The organism is Halobellus rarus (genome assembly GCF_024494595.1).
GTDB lineage: Archaea > Halobacteriota > Halobacteria > Halobacteriales > Haloferacaceae > Haloquadratum > Haloquadratum rarum.
The window spans coordinates 603,800-617,514 of sequence record NZ_JANHDI010000001.1 but is presented as its reverse complement, the minus strand read 5'-3'; the positions used below and the strand labels follow the sequence as shown (position 1 = coordinate 617,514).

General features: G+C 65.6%; 12 protein-coding genes and 1 tRNA gene. 4 read left to right on the top strand and 9 right to left on the bottom strand.

The features are described 5' to 3' along the window. Nucleotides 1-114: 114 nt before the first annotated feature. Together NO876_RS03265 and NO876_RS03260 are read right to left on the bottom strand one after the other, a co-directional pair. Nucleotides 115-188 (bottom strand) — tRNA-Ile (locus NO876_RS03265). A gap of 105 nt (nucleotides 189-293) precedes the next feature. Next, nucleotides 294-779, bottom strand: coding sequence for an FxsA family protein (locus tag NO876_RS03260; protein WP_256420224.1), 486 nt, complete (start codon nucleotides 777-779; stop codon nucleotides 294-296). Between the two features lie 114 nt (nucleotides 780-893). On the opposite strand from NO876_RS03260, the gene NO876_RS03255 reads away from it, so the two are divergent. Both NO876_RS03255 and NO876_RS03250 read left to right on the top strand, forming a co-directional pair. Beyond that, the gene (locus tag NO876_RS03255; RefSeq protein ID WP_256420223.1) at nucleotides 894-2,678 is read left to right on the top strand and encodes a DUF255 domain-containing protein; all 1,785 of its coding nucleotides are present in this window, start codon (nucleotides 894-896) and stop codon (nucleotides 2,676-2,678) included. 74 nt (nucleotides 2,679-2,752) lie between these two features. Then, a complete protein-coding gene (locus tag NO876_RS03250; RefSeq protein ID WP_256420222.1) occupies nucleotides 2,753-3,574 on the top strand; it encodes a TrmB family transcriptional regulator in 822 nt (273 codons plus the stop codon). Nucleotides 3,575-3,663: 89 nt separating this feature from the next. Here NO876_RS03250 and mptA read toward each other — a convergent pair whose 3' ends face one another. The 6 genes from mptA to NO876_RS03220 form a co-directional block, all read right to left on the bottom strand. Further along, nucleotides 3,664-4,602: a GTP cyclohydrolase MptA gene (gene mptA / locus NO876_RS03245; RefSeq protein WP_256420221.1), complete on the bottom strand. Its 939-nt coding sequence runs from the start codon at nucleotides 4,600-4,602 to the stop codon at nucleotides 3,664-3,666. Nucleotides 4,603-4,757: 155 nt separating this feature from the next. Then, nucleotides 4,758-6,644, bottom strand: a complete 1,887-nt coding sequence (locus tag NO876_RS03240; protein WP_256420220.1) for a PAS domain S-box protein — start codon at nucleotides 6,642-6,644, stop codon at nucleotides 4,758-4,760. A gap of 76 nt (nucleotides 6,645-6,720) precedes the next feature. Next, a complete protein-coding gene (locus NO876_RS03235) occupies nucleotides 6,721-7,161 on the bottom strand; it encodes a DUF7124 domain-containing protein (RefSeq protein ID WP_345780725.1) in 441 nt (146 codons plus the stop codon). A gap of 89 nt (nucleotides 7,162-7,250) precedes the next feature. Further along, a complete protein-coding gene (locus NO876_RS03230) occupies nucleotides 7,251-7,481 on the bottom strand; it encodes a hypothetical protein (protein WP_256420219.1) in 231 nt (76 codons plus the stop codon). A gap of 178 nt (nucleotides 7,482-7,659) precedes the next feature. After that, nucleotides 7,660-8,904, bottom strand: a complete 1,245-nt coding sequence (locus NO876_RS03225) for an NAD(P)/FAD-dependent oxidoreductase (RefSeq protein ID WP_256420218.1) — start codon at nucleotides 8,902-8,904, stop codon at nucleotides 7,660-7,662. A 146-nt stretch (nucleotides 8,905-9,050) separates the two neighbouring features. Then, nucleotides 9,051-9,875: an NAD(+)/NADH kinase gene (locus tag NO876_RS03220; protein ID WP_256420250.1), complete on the bottom strand. Its 825-nt coding sequence runs from the start codon at nucleotides 9,873-9,875 to the stop codon at nucleotides 9,051-9,053. A gap of 236 nt (nucleotides 9,876-10,111) precedes the next feature. Between NO876_RS03220 and NO876_RS03215 the strand changes: the two genes are divergently transcribed. Both NO876_RS03215 and NO876_RS03210 read left to right on the top strand, forming a co-directional pair. Beyond that, nucleotides 10,112-11,467 carry a KaiC domain-containing protein gene (locus NO876_RS03215; RefSeq protein WP_256420217.1) on the top strand — a complete coding sequence of 452 codons (1,356 nt, stop codon included), beginning with the start codon at nucleotides 10,112-10,114 and terminating at the stop codon, nucleotides 11,465-11,467. Nucleotides 11,468-11,675: 208 nt separating this feature from the next. After that, entirely contained in the window at nucleotides 11,676-12,905 is a 1,230-nt protein-coding gene (locus NO876_RS03210; RefSeq protein ID WP_256420216.1) for an AI-2E family transporter, read from the top strand. A gap of 130 nt (nucleotides 12,906-13,035) precedes the next feature. Here the strand turns inward: NO876_RS03210 and phoU are convergent, their stop codons facing one another. Further along, the gene (phoU, locus tag NO876_RS03205) at nucleotides 13,036-13,713 is read right to left on the bottom strand and encodes a phosphate signaling complex protein PhoU (protein WP_256420215.1); all 678 of its coding nucleotides are present in this window, start codon (nucleotides 13,711-13,713) and stop codon (nucleotides 13,036-13,038) included. Nucleotides 13,714-13,715: the final 2 nt, after the last annotated feature.

Here is a 13,715-nt window from a genome sequence, read left to right as displayed (position 1 = left end):
GTTCGGATTACAATATAGAGCCGAGACTAACGTGAGGTAATTATGCCGAGATTGAGTGGCTGGGGAGTTGTACGGCCCCAACCCCGGACGGTCGAAGACCGCCCGGTTGTTAGGTGGGCCAACACGGATTTGAACCGTGGACCTCCCGGTTATCAGCCGAGCGCTCAACCTGACTGAGCTATTGGCCCAGGTGAGCGCATCTACTCGTTGTTCGATGAGTAGTTTAAGGGTTTCCTTTCGACCGGAGTTGGTCACGGAGTACCGGGGTTAGGATCGGCCGAAGACGCACAGAATCAGGAGTTGTCGTCGCCGGGGCGGCCGTACTCTTCGGGATCCAGATTCACCACGTCGTCGTCGCCCGGGAAACCGCCGACCCAGACGTTGCCGGAGACGAAACCACCGGTCTGTCGGTCCAGGTAGGGTCGCACCACGTAGCGCTTCAGGACCTCCCGAATCGGATAGCGAGTGACCGGTAGCGCGAGCGCGAACCCGAGCGCGTCCGTGACGATACCGGGCGTCAGGAGGAACGCGCCGGCGGCGATCAGGAGTCCGCCGTCGAGCAGTTCGTTCGTCGGCACCTCGCCCGTCGCGGCCTTCCGCTGGAGCTTCGAGAGCGTGTGGCGGCCCTCCGCTCGGACGAGTAGCATCCCTACGAGCCCGGTGAGAACCACCAGGAGCACGGTCGGAACGAAGCCGATCCGCCCCGCGATCGGCAGCAACAGGAGCGTGTCGGCGAGCGGAATCGCCAACAGGAGTGCGATGACCCAGCGCGTTCGCATACGCCACCGTTTGCGACGCCCGTTCATAGCCCTTGTGTCGTGCGGCCTGGTGCGCCGGATGCGCCGAGGACGTCACCTCGAAGGGCTTACCCGCCGGCGCGTCCGATCGCGGGTATGACCGACGACCGGACGCACGTCGAGTGGCGCGAGTGGGGACCGGCACCGTTCGAGGAGGCTCGGGCCGCCGACCGCCCCGTGCTGCTCGCGCTCACCGCGACGTGGTGCGACAGCTGTCACGAGATGGACGCCGAGACCTACGCCGAGCCGCGGATCGCCGCGAACGTCAACGACGGCTTCGTCCCGGTCCGGGTCGACGTCGACCGTCGCCCGCGCGTCCGCGAACGGTACAATATGGGCGGATTTCCCTCGACGGTGTTCTGTACGCCGTCGGGAAAGGTAATCACCGGCGCGACGTACCTCGGCCTCGACGGGATGCGGCAGGTGCTCGACTCCGTCCGCGACGTCTGGCGCGACCGCGGCGAGGAGGCCGGACGAATTCCGCGGGCGCTTTCGGGCGATCCGACACCTGGGGGGGCGGTCGACGAGCGGATCGAGTCGCACCTCGCCGGGCAACTCGACGAGAAGTGGGACCCGCGGTTCGCCGGCTGGGGCACCGACGCGAAGTTCCCGCTCCCGCGGACGGTCGAGTTCGCGCTCAAGCGCGCCCGCGAGCAGGCGATCGAGACGCTCGGCGTGATCGGCGAATCGCTCTACGACGACGAGTCGGGGGGCTTCTACCGCTACGCGGAGGGGCGAGACTGGACCGATCCGCACACCGAGAAGGTGCTCGACGCGAACGCGGCGCTCGTGCGTGCGTTCGCCCACGGCTACCTCTACACCGGTGACGACGACCTGCTCGACCCGGCGCTCGGGGCCCGCGACTTCCTGATCGACCGCCTCTGGAACGGGACCGCCTTCGGGGGCAGCGTCGCGCCCGCGACGGACGACGCCGGGGAATCGATCGACAGCGAGGGCCCGTCAGGAATCGACAGCGAGGGTTCACAGGGGGTCGAAACCTCGGCCGACTTCGGGCCGCGGCGCGACCTGACGGCGTACGCCGGCGCCAACGCGCTGACGGCGGACGCCTTCCTGACGCTCGCGTCCTACACCGACGACGAGACGGCCCGCGAGTACGCCACGCGCGTCCTCGACGAACTCAACGCCGCGTTCGTCGCGGACGATGGGACGGTTGCGCACTTCGAGACGGCGTCGAGAGGGGAGGGAGGGACCGCTGCGGGGTCGTCGCCCGACGACGACCCCGCGACCGCGCCGGAACTCCTGCTCGAAGACCACGCGCGGGTCGTCGCCGCGTTCGCCCGCGCACGACAGGTGCTCGGTCCGGACGCGCTCGCCTCGGGACGGGATCCGTTGGACGTCGCTCGCGACGTGGCCGATCGGGCGATCGACGCCCTGCAGGAACCGGACGGGGCGTTCCGCGACGGCCCCGAAACGGGCGTCGGTCTGCTCGACGAACCGCTCAGGCCGCTCGACGGGGGCGTCGAGATGGCGGAGGCGCTCCTCGATCTCGGGGCGCTCGTCGGCGAGGTGGAAGAGGAAAGCGGAGCGGCCGAAGCCTCCCAGCGGTACGGAGACGCCGCACACGCCGGAATCGCCGCCTTCGCCGGCGCGTGGGACCGAATCGGCGTCCAGGTCGCCGGATACGGATCGGTCGCGGCGCGACTCACGCGCCCTGATCTCGTGGTCGCAGTCGGCGGTTCCGCGGGGTGTGACCTCCACCGGGCCGCGCTGCGCGTCGCCGACCACGAGGCCGTCGTGATCCCTCGATCCCCAGCCGTTTCGGCGGGCGTCGCGACCGTCAGACGGGGAGAGCGGACCCGCGAGGCGACCACGCCCGAAGAGTTGATGAACGCGGTTTCGGCACTCACGCGGGGCGAGTAAGGGGGATATCGCGGGAACCCTCCGTCCGTGTAAACCTCCGATTAGTTTTTGTTCGTGGCCTCACAGCGTGTGGTATGGCGAATCTCAGGGATCTCGGGCTGTCCGAGTACGAAGCGCGTGCGTACCGGTCGTTGCTTCGAACGGGACCAACAACGGCCAAAGAGTTGTCCCGCGCCAGCGACGTTCCGATGGGGCGGATCTACGACGTACTGAACAGTCTCGAACAGCACAGCCTCGTCAGGAGTCAGGCCGCGAGTCGGCCGAAGAAGTACGTCGCGGTCGAGCCCGACACGGCGCTCGACCGACTGCTGGAGAGCAAGCGACGGGAACTCCGGGAGAAGGCCGAGCAGTACGAGGGCGTCGTCGACGAACTCACCGAGGAGCTAGAGACCGCAGAGCCGGTCCAGAGTCAGTTCTGGACGGCCGCTGTCGGCACCGAGGAGTGGATCGAACTCCTCGTCGAGCGCCTCGCCGCGGCCGACGACTCGCTAGTCGTCGTCGCCGGCAGCGTCTCTCCTCAGTTCGACCTGGGAACCGTCGGCGACAGAGTCGTCGCGGAGTTGGAGGACGCGCTGGACCGCGGCGTCGACGTGTCCGTGTTGATGGCGCCCGAACTGGTCGAGTCGCTCCCGCAAAGCGTCGGCGAGCGGTACACCGAACGGCTCGCAGACCACCCGAGCTTTTCGGTCCGAACGGCACCCGAACTTTCCGGGACGTTCGAACTCATCGACGACGTCGAGGTGTGCATCGAGGTGCCGAACCCGCTCGATCCCGGCGAGGCGTTCGCGATGATCGACCTGAAGGATCCCGAGTTCGCCGCCGACGTCCGAGAGATGTTCGATCCGCGGTGGGAGGCGGCCGAACCGCTGTCGCTGTCGGCGCTCGCCGAGGAGTAAGGTTCAGTTCACGGAGCGAAAGCGAGCGAGGTGGAGGGGCCCCCGGCCGTGTCGGTCGGTCCAACGCCCGCTGTTCAGTTCCTCGCCGCTCAGTTCAGTTCCTCGCCGCTCAGTTCCGCGCGGAGTTGTTCGAGCGTGACCTCGCGCTCGGCGTGGGCGTTGTGCTGGTGGATGGACTCGTCGTTCGACTGCTTCATGTGGACGACGGTGTCGTCCGCGAGGTGGTCGAACTCGTCGATGACCATCTCAGCCATCGAGCGGACGCAGTCCTCGACGAACTTCGCGTCCGCGTGCGCGTGATAGGTCATGTAGTCCTCGTCGGGACGCTTCGCGAGGTTGTAGATCCGCGCGGACATCGAGTCGCGCGCGATCTCGACGATCTCCATCAGGTCGACGTCCGGCGAGCCGTCGGCCGTGACCGTCAGCGTCGCGTGACCGCGCTGGGAGTGCCCCGGCTGGGGCACCTGTTCGAGGAACTCCTCGATCGTCTCCTCGTCGACGTCGAGGTCGCGCATCACGTCGCGGGCGCGGGAGGCGGACATCCCCTGCGAGCAGGGACAGACCGTCATCCCGACGACTTCGGCACCGATCTCCTCGCGGGTCCCCTCGTCGGTGGCCGTCGCGCTGGCGACGATCTCGATCGTGCTCTGCGTGGAGAGTTCGCTCGCCGGGGTGTCCTCGCGGACGACGAAGTCCGCCGTCATCCTGACTTCGGCGGTCGAGGTGTACTCGTGCTTTGCGAGCAGGCGCTCGGCCACGTCGCCGCAGAGGTCCTCGACGCGGTAGGCGGGCTCGGCGACGGCCGCTTCGAGCGTCTCGTCGATGACCTGCATATTCCGACTCATATCGATTCCCTTGCGGCCGCTCGGGAGGTCGACGAATACCTCGAAGTCCGCGGTCAAAATGAGCGGTCGCTTGCCCTCGCGGGCGAGTTTGACGAGTTTCTCGACGCCCGTTACGCCGACTTGACTCAACCCGACCGTGACGTCGGGTTGGCTTGCCTGGACGTCAGGAAGCTGGTGACTCATTGTCACACGGGAAGGACGGAGTTCGATTAACGCTTTCGTTAGCCGAACTCTGTCACGTTGACCCCTCACACGGACGAGCCACCGTTTCGCCTTTTCAGAGTGCATCACCCTCGACCTCGTCGTCTGAGACGGACAGTGAGAGATCGCCGACACTGTCAGTCGGCCCGCTGAAGTTCGACGACGAAGACCGCTCCCTCCGGATCCGCTTCTTCGGGGCCGACGAGCCCGCTCTCGGTTCCCTGTTCGACCCTGTCCTCGACCCACACGTCGCCGCCGTAGCCGTCGACGAGCGTTTCGACCAAGTAGAGACCGATCCCGGTTCCGCCGCTCTCGAGACCCTTCTCGCCCTTCCCGAAGATCGCCTCCTTCTGACTGTCGGGGACGCCGGGGCCGTTGTCCGCGATGCGGACGGTGACGGTCTCTTCGTCGTCCGCGACGTCGACTCGCACGTTCGGGATCTCCTTGTCGTTGTGCTGGATCGCGTTCGAGAGCAGGTTACGGAAGACGGAATCGAGCATGTCGTCGGCGCACACCGTCACGGCCGGGATCGATCCGGTGACCGTGATCACGGCCTCGGAGTGTTTCGATCGGATCTCGTCGATCTCACCCTCGAGGGCGCTTCTGAGTCCGAGCGGCTGGTGTGTCGTCTCGGGTGCGAGCATCACGTCGGCCATATCTCGTGCCGTTCGCGTCAGCTCGACCGCGTGAGCGGCGCTCTCTCTGATCTTCGAGACGTACTCCGCACCGTCCTCGTCGACGTGGTCCGACAGGAAATCCGTGTACGCCGTCACGATCTGGAGGTCGTTCCGAATGTCGTGGCGGACCATCTGGTTCAGGATCTCGAGGTTGTCGCGCTGTTCTTCGAGCCGCTTTTCGTACTCCTTGTACTCGGTGACGTCTTGGACGACCTTGTGAACGTACTCGGTTCCCGTCTCGTCGGTCGAGAGCGAGGCCGTGACCTTCACGTCTCTCGTCTCCCCGTCGAGCGTCTCGAGTTGCACCTCCCGGCTGACGTGGTCGTCGTCGGTGGTCCGGAGTGCCTCGACGAGCTCTTGGCGCTCGGAGGAGTCAGCGTAGAAGTCGTCGACGGTGTGTTCTCGGAGCTCTTCGGCCGACCCCGCTCCCAGGAGCGACACGAGCGCGGGGTTGACGTATCCGAACTCGCCGTCGGGTGTCGGGTCAGTCGTAAATACGCCGCTGCGGACGGTCTCGAGCAGGTCGTAGGCCAATTCGAGTTCCTTGCGGTTCCGCCGCTGCTCGGTGACGTCCTCCTGGAACCCGACGAAGTTGACGACCGTCCCGTCTTCGTCGCGAACGGGCGAGACGGTGACGCGGTTCCAGAACTCCGTCCCGTCTCGGCGGTAGTTCCGGAGTTCGACCGTGACCGGCTCTTCGGCGTCGATCGCCTCGCGTATTTCGGCGACGCGCGCGGAGTCGGTCGCCCCGCCCTGGAGGAACCGGCAGTTCCGGCCGACCACCTCGTCGGTGTCGTATCCGGTCAGTTCCCGGAACCGCTCGTTCACGAACACGAGCGGGTTGTCTTCCCCGTCGGGATCGCTGATGCTGACGCCGAACGGCGCTTCGTCCATCGCGCGTGACTTCCGTTCGAGTTCCCGTTCGCGCTGCCTGCGGTCGGTGACGTCCGTCACGCGAACCAGGAACCGTTCCGCCCCAGTCGCCCGTTCTTCGGACGGCGCCGTCCCGGCAGCCCCGCTCTCGATGGGGCGCTCCACGGCACTGTCCACCGCCGAAACGCGCATCTCCACAGGGACGGAGACGCCCGGTCCCGTCCGGAGTCGCGACGCGACGAACTCCCCCTTGCCGGCCGCTTCGCGGAGCCTATCGAGCAGATCGGAGTCGGCCCCGTCGGGTACGACCCGGGTCGAAAACGTCCGGCCGACGAGGTCCGCCCGGTCGACGCCGCACAGGTCGCAGTACCGCCGATTGCACTCACGGACCTGTCCGGTCTCGGGATCGACGACGACGAGCGCGTCGGGGGCCGCATCGAAGAGCGTCCGGTAGGTGGACGATGACAGCGCCATATTCGATCGAACCACCGTACGGGATTAACTATTCGGGCCTGCTAGAACGCGGCCGCCCTGGAAGCCGGACCGCGGGTTACGGCCAGTCGTCGCGGCCGCTCGACTCGAAGTGGTCGTCCGTGTCCGAGTCGCCCGCGAGCGTCCACCCCGCCGCCTCGGCCGCTTGCTCCAACGGGAGGTACTCCCACTCGGCCGCCGCGGCGAGCTCCGCGTCCTCCTCGCTCGTCCCGACGAAGACGTGCCGGTCGGTATCGAACTGGGTTTTGACGTTCTTCAGGCTCTCTTCGACGCCGCGAGGGCCCGAGAAGAAGTCCTGTCTGACCCGGTGTTTCCGCGTGAAGTTGGTGACGACGTAGGTGGGCTTTTCGCTCACGACGCCGACGTACTCGGTCCACTGCCGGGCGTCGTTGAAGACCGCGTTCGGGTCCGCCAACCCCTGCAGCGCCGCCAGCTCGAACGCCAGCGTCATATCGGCGTCGCCGCCGGGACCGCTCGGAGACGAAGGCTCGTCGCTCATACCCGACCCTATCGCCTACCCGCCGAAAACTGCATCGGTCGCGCGCGGCGCCGGTCGTCGCGTCGCCCGACGTCGACCGTAACAGCGAGTCACACGACCCGGTAGTACGCGGTGAATCGAACGACATCGCCGGCCGCCAGCCCCGGGGCATCGATCAGCCGCGTGGTCCCCTCGACTGCGTCGAGGAAGTCGCGGCGATCGGACGGCGAAAGCTGATCGACGTCCCGTACCCGATCACCGGAATCGACCTCGGCCGGGTCGCACTCGACGACGACGCGGCCGACGTCGACCTCTCCCTGCGTTCGGACAGATCGTGACATACGGTACCAAATATCAGGAACGATCATAAATATTTGGGCGGATCGGGGAACGGGACGCTCGTCGTCCAACGAGGTGGAGAGGAAAGGTCGCGTACGGCGGACGGGTGCGTCTGGCAGATTGAGCCGCGCCCGGGAAACAGGGCCACAGAGTCGTGTCGGGACGGGTCGTGTCGTCTCGTCACTCGGCCGGCGTCTCTTCGAGGTCGAGTTCGTCGAGTTCGAAGTTCTGCTGCATCAGGATGTCCTTCTGATCGGCGACGACGCGCTGTTCGCGCATCAGTTGCTTGAATTTCGTCTGCGGCGAGAGGTCGCCGATGAGGACGCCGCCGACGATGCGACCGTCCTTGAACGCCAGCCGCCGCCACTCGGTGTCGGAGTACTTCGCCTCGGCCTCGTCGTCGCCGAGGGTCGGGTGACCGAACGAGAGGAACGGGAAATCGAAGTGGGTGATCGAATACGAGGAGACCCACTCGAAGGGTTCCGAGCCGTAGTCGACCATGTTCTGCGCCGCGATCGAACCCTGCTCCTTCGCCGATCCCCACGCGCCGTTCTGCGCGCGCTCGCCGAGGATGAGGTCCTCGAATTCCGTGATGTCGCCCGCGGCGAAGACGTCCTCGTGGTTCGTTTGCATGTACTCGTCGACGATGATCCCGGTATCGGTCTCGATCGGCGTGTCCTGCAGGATTTCGGTGTTGAAGTTCAGGCCGATGGCGATGCCGACGAAGTCGGCGTCGTACTCGTCGCCGTTGGGGTCGACCGCCGTCGTCACGCGGCCGTCGTCGTCGGTCTCGAAGTGGTCGACGCCGGATTGGAACACCGGTTCGACGTCGCGCTCGCGCAGCGCCTCGTGGATGATCTCCGCACCCTCCTCCGAGAGCGCGTAGCGCCACCAGCAGTCGCCGCGCATCAGGTACTTGCCCTCGACGTCCTGAGCGGCGGTGATCGCGGCGAGGTCGATCCCGAGCAGGCCCGCGCCGACGACGACGGAGCTGTCGGCCTCCTCGATGTGGGATTTGATCGCGCGGGCGTCCTGGAACGTCCAGAAGTGGTGGACGCCCTCCGCGTCGGAGTTCCCGACGGGGAGCTGAGTCGGCGTGCCGCCCATCGCGAGGAGGAGTTTGTCCCACGAGTACTCCTCGCCCTCGTGCGTCTCGACCGTGTGCCCGTCGACGTCGATGTCGACCACGAGCGTGTTGAGTTCGAGATCGATCTCTCTCTCGGAGTACCACGATTCGTCGTGGATCGAGATCGGCGCTTCCGGGAGCTTCCCCTTGGCGAATTCCTTGATCAGAATCCGATTGTAGAGGGCCTCACCCTCGTCGGTGATGACGGTGATGTCGGCGTCGGGCTCCTCCTCGCGGAGGGTCTCGGCGGCGGAACTGCCGGCGACACCGTCGCCGATGATGACGTACGACTGGGTCATATTCGAGCGATTCGGCTTCGGGGTTAATGTGGATTGCTATCCGATCGGCTGCTGGATTGTCAACGTTTCACGCCCTGCATCGGACGGGTATTGTAAAAATCGCACAAGTAGTTAGCGGACCGCGCGTCGACCGCCGCGATTTCGCTTCACTCCAGTTTGCCGAGCGCCTCGAAGAAATCAGAGGCCGGACCGGCCATCCGCACCGGTTGCCCCGCGATCCCGACGGTGACTTCCGCGGGAGCGCCGACGCGCTCGCGGATCCGGCCATCGACGACGACGACCGCATCGTCGGTGTCCGAGACGGTGATCGAGACGGTCGCGTCGCGGTCGACGACGAGGGACGGCGTCCCGTCCGCGGCGGCCATCCCGGTGACGACGAGGCCCGAGACGCCCGGGTGGATCAACGGACCGTCCTCGCTGAGGTTGTAAGCGGTGCTACCGGTCGGCGTCGAGACGAGCACGCCGTCGGCGTGGCAGTCGGCGTACTCCGAGCCGTCGACCGACACCTCGACCGAGGCGCCGCCGCCGTGGCCGCGTCGGGAGCCCTGCACGACGATCTCGTTGACGGCCGGGGGCAGCGACCACCCCTCGCCGCTCGCCGCGAGCCGGGGCATCGACCGCGTCGGGAGTTCGCCGTCGGCCCGGAAGCGTCGGACTTCGGTCATCACCGCGTCGACGGCGTCGTCGGGGGTGACGGCGTTGAGGAATCCGACCTCGCCGAGGTTGACGCCGAGGATCGGCGTGGTTCCCGCACCGTGAGCGGCGAAGAGGAACGTCCCGTCGCCGCCGATGCTCACCACGAGGTCGGCCGCGTCGAACTCGTCGACGTCGCGTCCCTCGACGTCCAGTTCGGCGGCCGTCGCCGTGTCGACCCACACCGTGAGGCCCTCCGAGACGAGTCGCTGTCGGATCTCGCTCGCCAGACGGGCCGTTCGGTCGTTTCCCCACTGCGCGACGATGGCCACCTTCATCTCCGTCGCAGCGTTCGACGCGACGTCCAAAAAGGGCTCCGTCACGGGCCTCCGGCCCGTGACTCGTCGGCGAGCAGCCCGGTCTCGGTGCTGGGAGCGACGACGCGGGCGACGGGCAACATTGATAGCCGCCCCGGTCGACGTGGAAACGACGGTGATGGAACGGAGCCGCCAGGGCGCAGCGTGCCCGAGTCGGACGGCGAGTACAGGGCTACCGCGGTGCGGGGTGGCAGACCGTGAGTGACGACGACTGGTTCGAGCAGGCGCTCCGAGAGGGAGGAGAAGACGCCGCAGACGCGGCGGACGAGACGGACGGGGACGCGTCGGCGTCGAAGGGCGCAGACTCGGACGGGGACGCGTCGGCGTCGAAGGACGCAAAGTCGGACGGGGACGCGTCGGCGGGAGCGGACCGGCCGAAGAACGATGGCTCGCTATCGGATGGGTCGGAGCGCGACGAGACGGAGAGAGAAGCGCTGACAGACCCCGGAGCGACGGGAGGGACTGCCTCGACAGGCGGTGGCGATCCCGACGCCGGGGAATCGGAGTCGGGAGTGGAAACCGCGGACTCCGGAGGGAACGGACCTGCATCCGGCTCCGACGGGACGACCGCCTCGGATCCCGCTTCCGACGGCGCGAACGAGAATCCGTTCGACCAGGACTTCGCCACGGCGCTGGAGAACGCCCCGGACCCGGGAGCGGACCAGCCGTCCGGATTCGGCGGCGGATCGAACGAGCCGTCGCCCGGCGGGTCCGACGACGACTTCGGCTTCGGCGACGTCGACGGCGAGGGCCAGTCCAGCGACGCGTTCGGGTTCGGTGGCGCGGAGTCCGAGGGCGAAGCGTTCGGCTTCGGCGGGGGCGAAGAGGAGTTCGACGAGGAGGAGTTCGACTCCGAACTCGATCGACTCGATGTCGGGATCGACGGCCTCGACGATATGATCCTCGGCGGCGTCCCGCGCCGGTCGCTGATGGTCGCGGTCGGGTCGGCGGGGACGGGGAAGACGACGTTCGGCCTGCAGTTTCTGAACCACGGCCTCGAAAACGGCGAATCGGCCGTCTACATCACGCTGGAGGAGAGCTACGAACGGATCCTCGACACCGCCGGCGAGAAGGGGTGGGACTTCGAGGGCTACGTCGACGAGGACCGACTCGCCGTCGTCGACATCGATCCGATCGAGATGGCGAACAGCCTCGACAGTATTCAGAACGACCTGCCCGATCTCATCGAGGAGTTCGGAGCCGACCGCCTGGTGCTAGACTCCGTCTCGCTGCTGGAGATGATGTACGAGAGTGCCCCGAAGCGACGGAGTCAGGTGTTCGGATTCACGCGCGCGCTGAAGAACGCGGGTATCACGACGCTTCTGACCTCGGAGGCGAGCGAGGACAACCCCTACACCTCGCGGTTCGGGATCGTCGAGTACCTCGCCGACGCCGTATTCGTGCTCCAGTACGTCAGAGAGAGCGATTTCCGGGAGACGCGACTGGCCATCGAGATCCAGAAGATCAGGGACGCGAACCACTCCCGGGCGACGAAGCCCTACGAACTCACCGAGTCGGGGATCAGCGTCTACCGGCAGGCGAACATCTTCTGACAGCGAGAAGCGAGGTCACGACGAACGATCGTCTCGCCTGTCGGCGACGAGGCGATCAGTACAGAGGATCTATGCAGCAGAGCGGTAACGACAGATCAGCCAACAACTCTTCTCGGTTTTCAACCGCTCCGGTCGTCTAAGTACTCCATAACTACGGGTGTTCGAGACAACCCCTCTTCAGCCGTCGGCAACGCGCCAGCGGAAGTCTATGTTCGGATCAAGTGACTACTCTCGTACTGTCTGGATGGGGCTGGCTTTCGTCCTCGCGGGAGCCTTGCTTTTCGTTCTCTACTCATTCGTCGGGACGTTCGTTCTCGGCCTGTTTCTGTACTACTCATCCCGCCCAATCTACGTACGCCTGCGGCACCGGATTCAACCGCCGACTCTGGCGGCAGCGGTGGCTCTGTTCGTACTCGTACTGCCCGTCGTCTTGTTGTTTTGGTATACGGCTGCGCTTGGTATCGGAGAACTCCGGTCGTTCGCCGAACTGGACCTGTCTGCCTACGAGGGGCTTCTAGCCCCATACACCGACTTCGCCGGTCTGACAGCAGAACTTCAAACGGTGCTTCAAACGCTGACATCCGATCCTGAGCAGCTCTTGGCAGAATCGCGTCTACAAGGCATTCTAACGGATATCGCCGCAGCGATGACGCAGTATCTCGGAGTCATTCTCACAGGACTCCTCCACTTGTTTATCGCAGTGGCGCTAGCATTCTACCTGCTTCGAGACGGCGACCGCTTGGTCGCGTGGACCCGTACCCACTTCACCGACGAAACGCTTGTCACCTACGGACGCGAGGTGGATGCCGACCTCAAGACTGTCTTCTTTGGGAACATTCTGAACGCACTGCTTATTGGGACCGTCGGCGCGATTGTGTTTTCGATCCTCGCGGCGATCGCGCCGACAGCCGTTCCAGTTCCGGTCCCGATCCTGCTCGGTCTGCTCGCTGGAGCCGGAAGTCTCGTTCCAGTCGTTGGAATGAAGATCGTCTACGTACCGGTATCACTCTATCTCGCCGGCCTGGCAGTGATCTCTGATCCCCAGTTACTCTGGTTTCCGGTCATCTTTTTCGCCGTTACGTTCGTCGTCGTGGACACGATCCCGGACTTGGTGATCCGCCCATACGTCTCGGGGCGAAACCTCCACGTAGGTGCGGTGATGTTCGCATACATCCTCGGCCCGCTATTGTTCGGGTGGTATGGGCTCTTTCTCGGACCCCTGCTTCTTGTCGTCATCGCGGACTTCGCACGCGTGGTAGTTCCAGATCTATTCGGATCGGGTGTGGAGTCGGTGTCGACCTCTCTGACCGGCGATCGGGTTGATGGAGAGAAAGACGTAACTACGGCTGATGGTGATGCTCGTGACCCCGATATCGTGGCTGGGGCCGACGAATCGGGACAGGCCGACGATTCCGACGAGAAGCCTGACTCGACGTGAACACGTCCACCCGCGTTAACTCTGCGTGTCCAGTGTAACGTCGGTTCAGACTATTTGGCCGTACAAGATTTGCACGTCTATCGATCACTTGTTTTCACCAAAACACTGCCCGTCGAATCGCGCTAATTGCTCAGTACAGCAGTTCGGCGTCGTCCTCGATCATATACAGCGCGCGCGCGGCGATGTTGACCGCGTGGTCGCCGATCCGTTCGAGGTCACGGATCGTGAGTAAGAGTCGCGAGATGTCCTGCAGGTACGCCTCCGCGTCGGCGTCGTCGTCGCCGAACGGGTCGTGTTCGATGAGGTCCCGGACGACGGTGGAACTGGCGGCCTCGCACATCGCGTCGAGGTCGTCGTCGCGCTCGGCGACGGCGTAACACGCCTCCGGGTCGTCGTTCGCGTAGGCGGCCATCGCGGATTCGAGCATGTCGAGCGTCTCGACGCCGATCTGCTGGACGTCGACCTCCGGGAACACGTCCCGGTCGGCGTCCATCGCGTACTGCGCGAGGTTGACCGCCAGGTCGCCGATCCGTTCGAGGTCGGTGATGATCTTGAACGACGCGGCGATGAAACGGAGGTCGGAAGCGACGGGTTGCTGGAGCGCGATCAGATTGACGCACTCGCTCTCGAGGTCCAGGTACATCTGGTTGATCTCGTCGTCGCCGCCGACGACCTCCTCGGCGATCTCTCTGTCCTTCTGTTCGAGCGCGTCGAGTCCGAGTCGGAGCCGTTCGGCGACGACCTCGCTCATGTAGAGGACGTCGTCGCGGAGGTTCGAGAGGGACTCCTGGTATTCCTGTCTGGGCATAG

Coding starts and splice junctions, on each gene's coding strand:
- NO876_RS03260 (WP_256420224.1), bottom strand. CDS start 779: ATGCGAACGCGCTGGGTCATCGCACTCCTGTTGGCGATTCCGCTCGCC.
- NO876_RS03255 (WP_256420223.1), top strand. CDS start 894: ATGACCGACGACCGGACGCACGTCGAGTGGCGCGAGTGGGGACCGGCA.
- NO876_RS03250 (WP_256420222.1), top strand. CDS start 2,753: ATGGCGAATCTCAGGGATCTCGGGCTGTCCGAGTACGAAGCGCGTGCG.
- mptA (WP_256420221.1), bottom strand. CDS start 4,602: ATGAGTCACCAGCTTCCTGACGTCCAGGCAAGCCAACCCGACGTCACG.
- NO876_RS03240 (WP_256420220.1), bottom strand. CDS start 6,644: ATGGCGCTGTCATCGTCCACCTACCGGACGCTCTTCGATGCGGCCCCC.
- NO876_RS03235 (WP_345780725.1), bottom strand. CDS start 7,161: ATGAGCGACGAGCCTTCGTCTCCGAGCGGTCCCGGCGGCGACGCCGAT.
- NO876_RS03230 (WP_256420219.1), bottom strand. CDS start 7,481: ATGTCACGATCTGTCCGAACGCAGGGAGAGGTCGACGTCGGCCGCGTC.
- NO876_RS03225 (WP_256420218.1), bottom strand. CDS start 8,904: ATGACCCAGTCGTACGTCATCATCGGCGACGGTGTCGCCGGCAGTTCC.
- NO876_RS03220 (WP_256420250.1), bottom strand. CDS start 9,875: ATGAAGGTGGCCATCGTCGCGCAGTGGGGAAACGACCGAACGGCCCGT.
- NO876_RS03210 (WP_256420216.1), top strand. CDS start 11,676: ATGTTCGGATCAAGTGACTACTCTCGTACTGTCTGGATGGGGCTGGCT.
- phoU (WP_256420215.1), bottom strand. CDS start 13,713: ATGCCCAGACAGGAATACCAGGAGTCCCTCTCGAACCTCCGCGACGAC.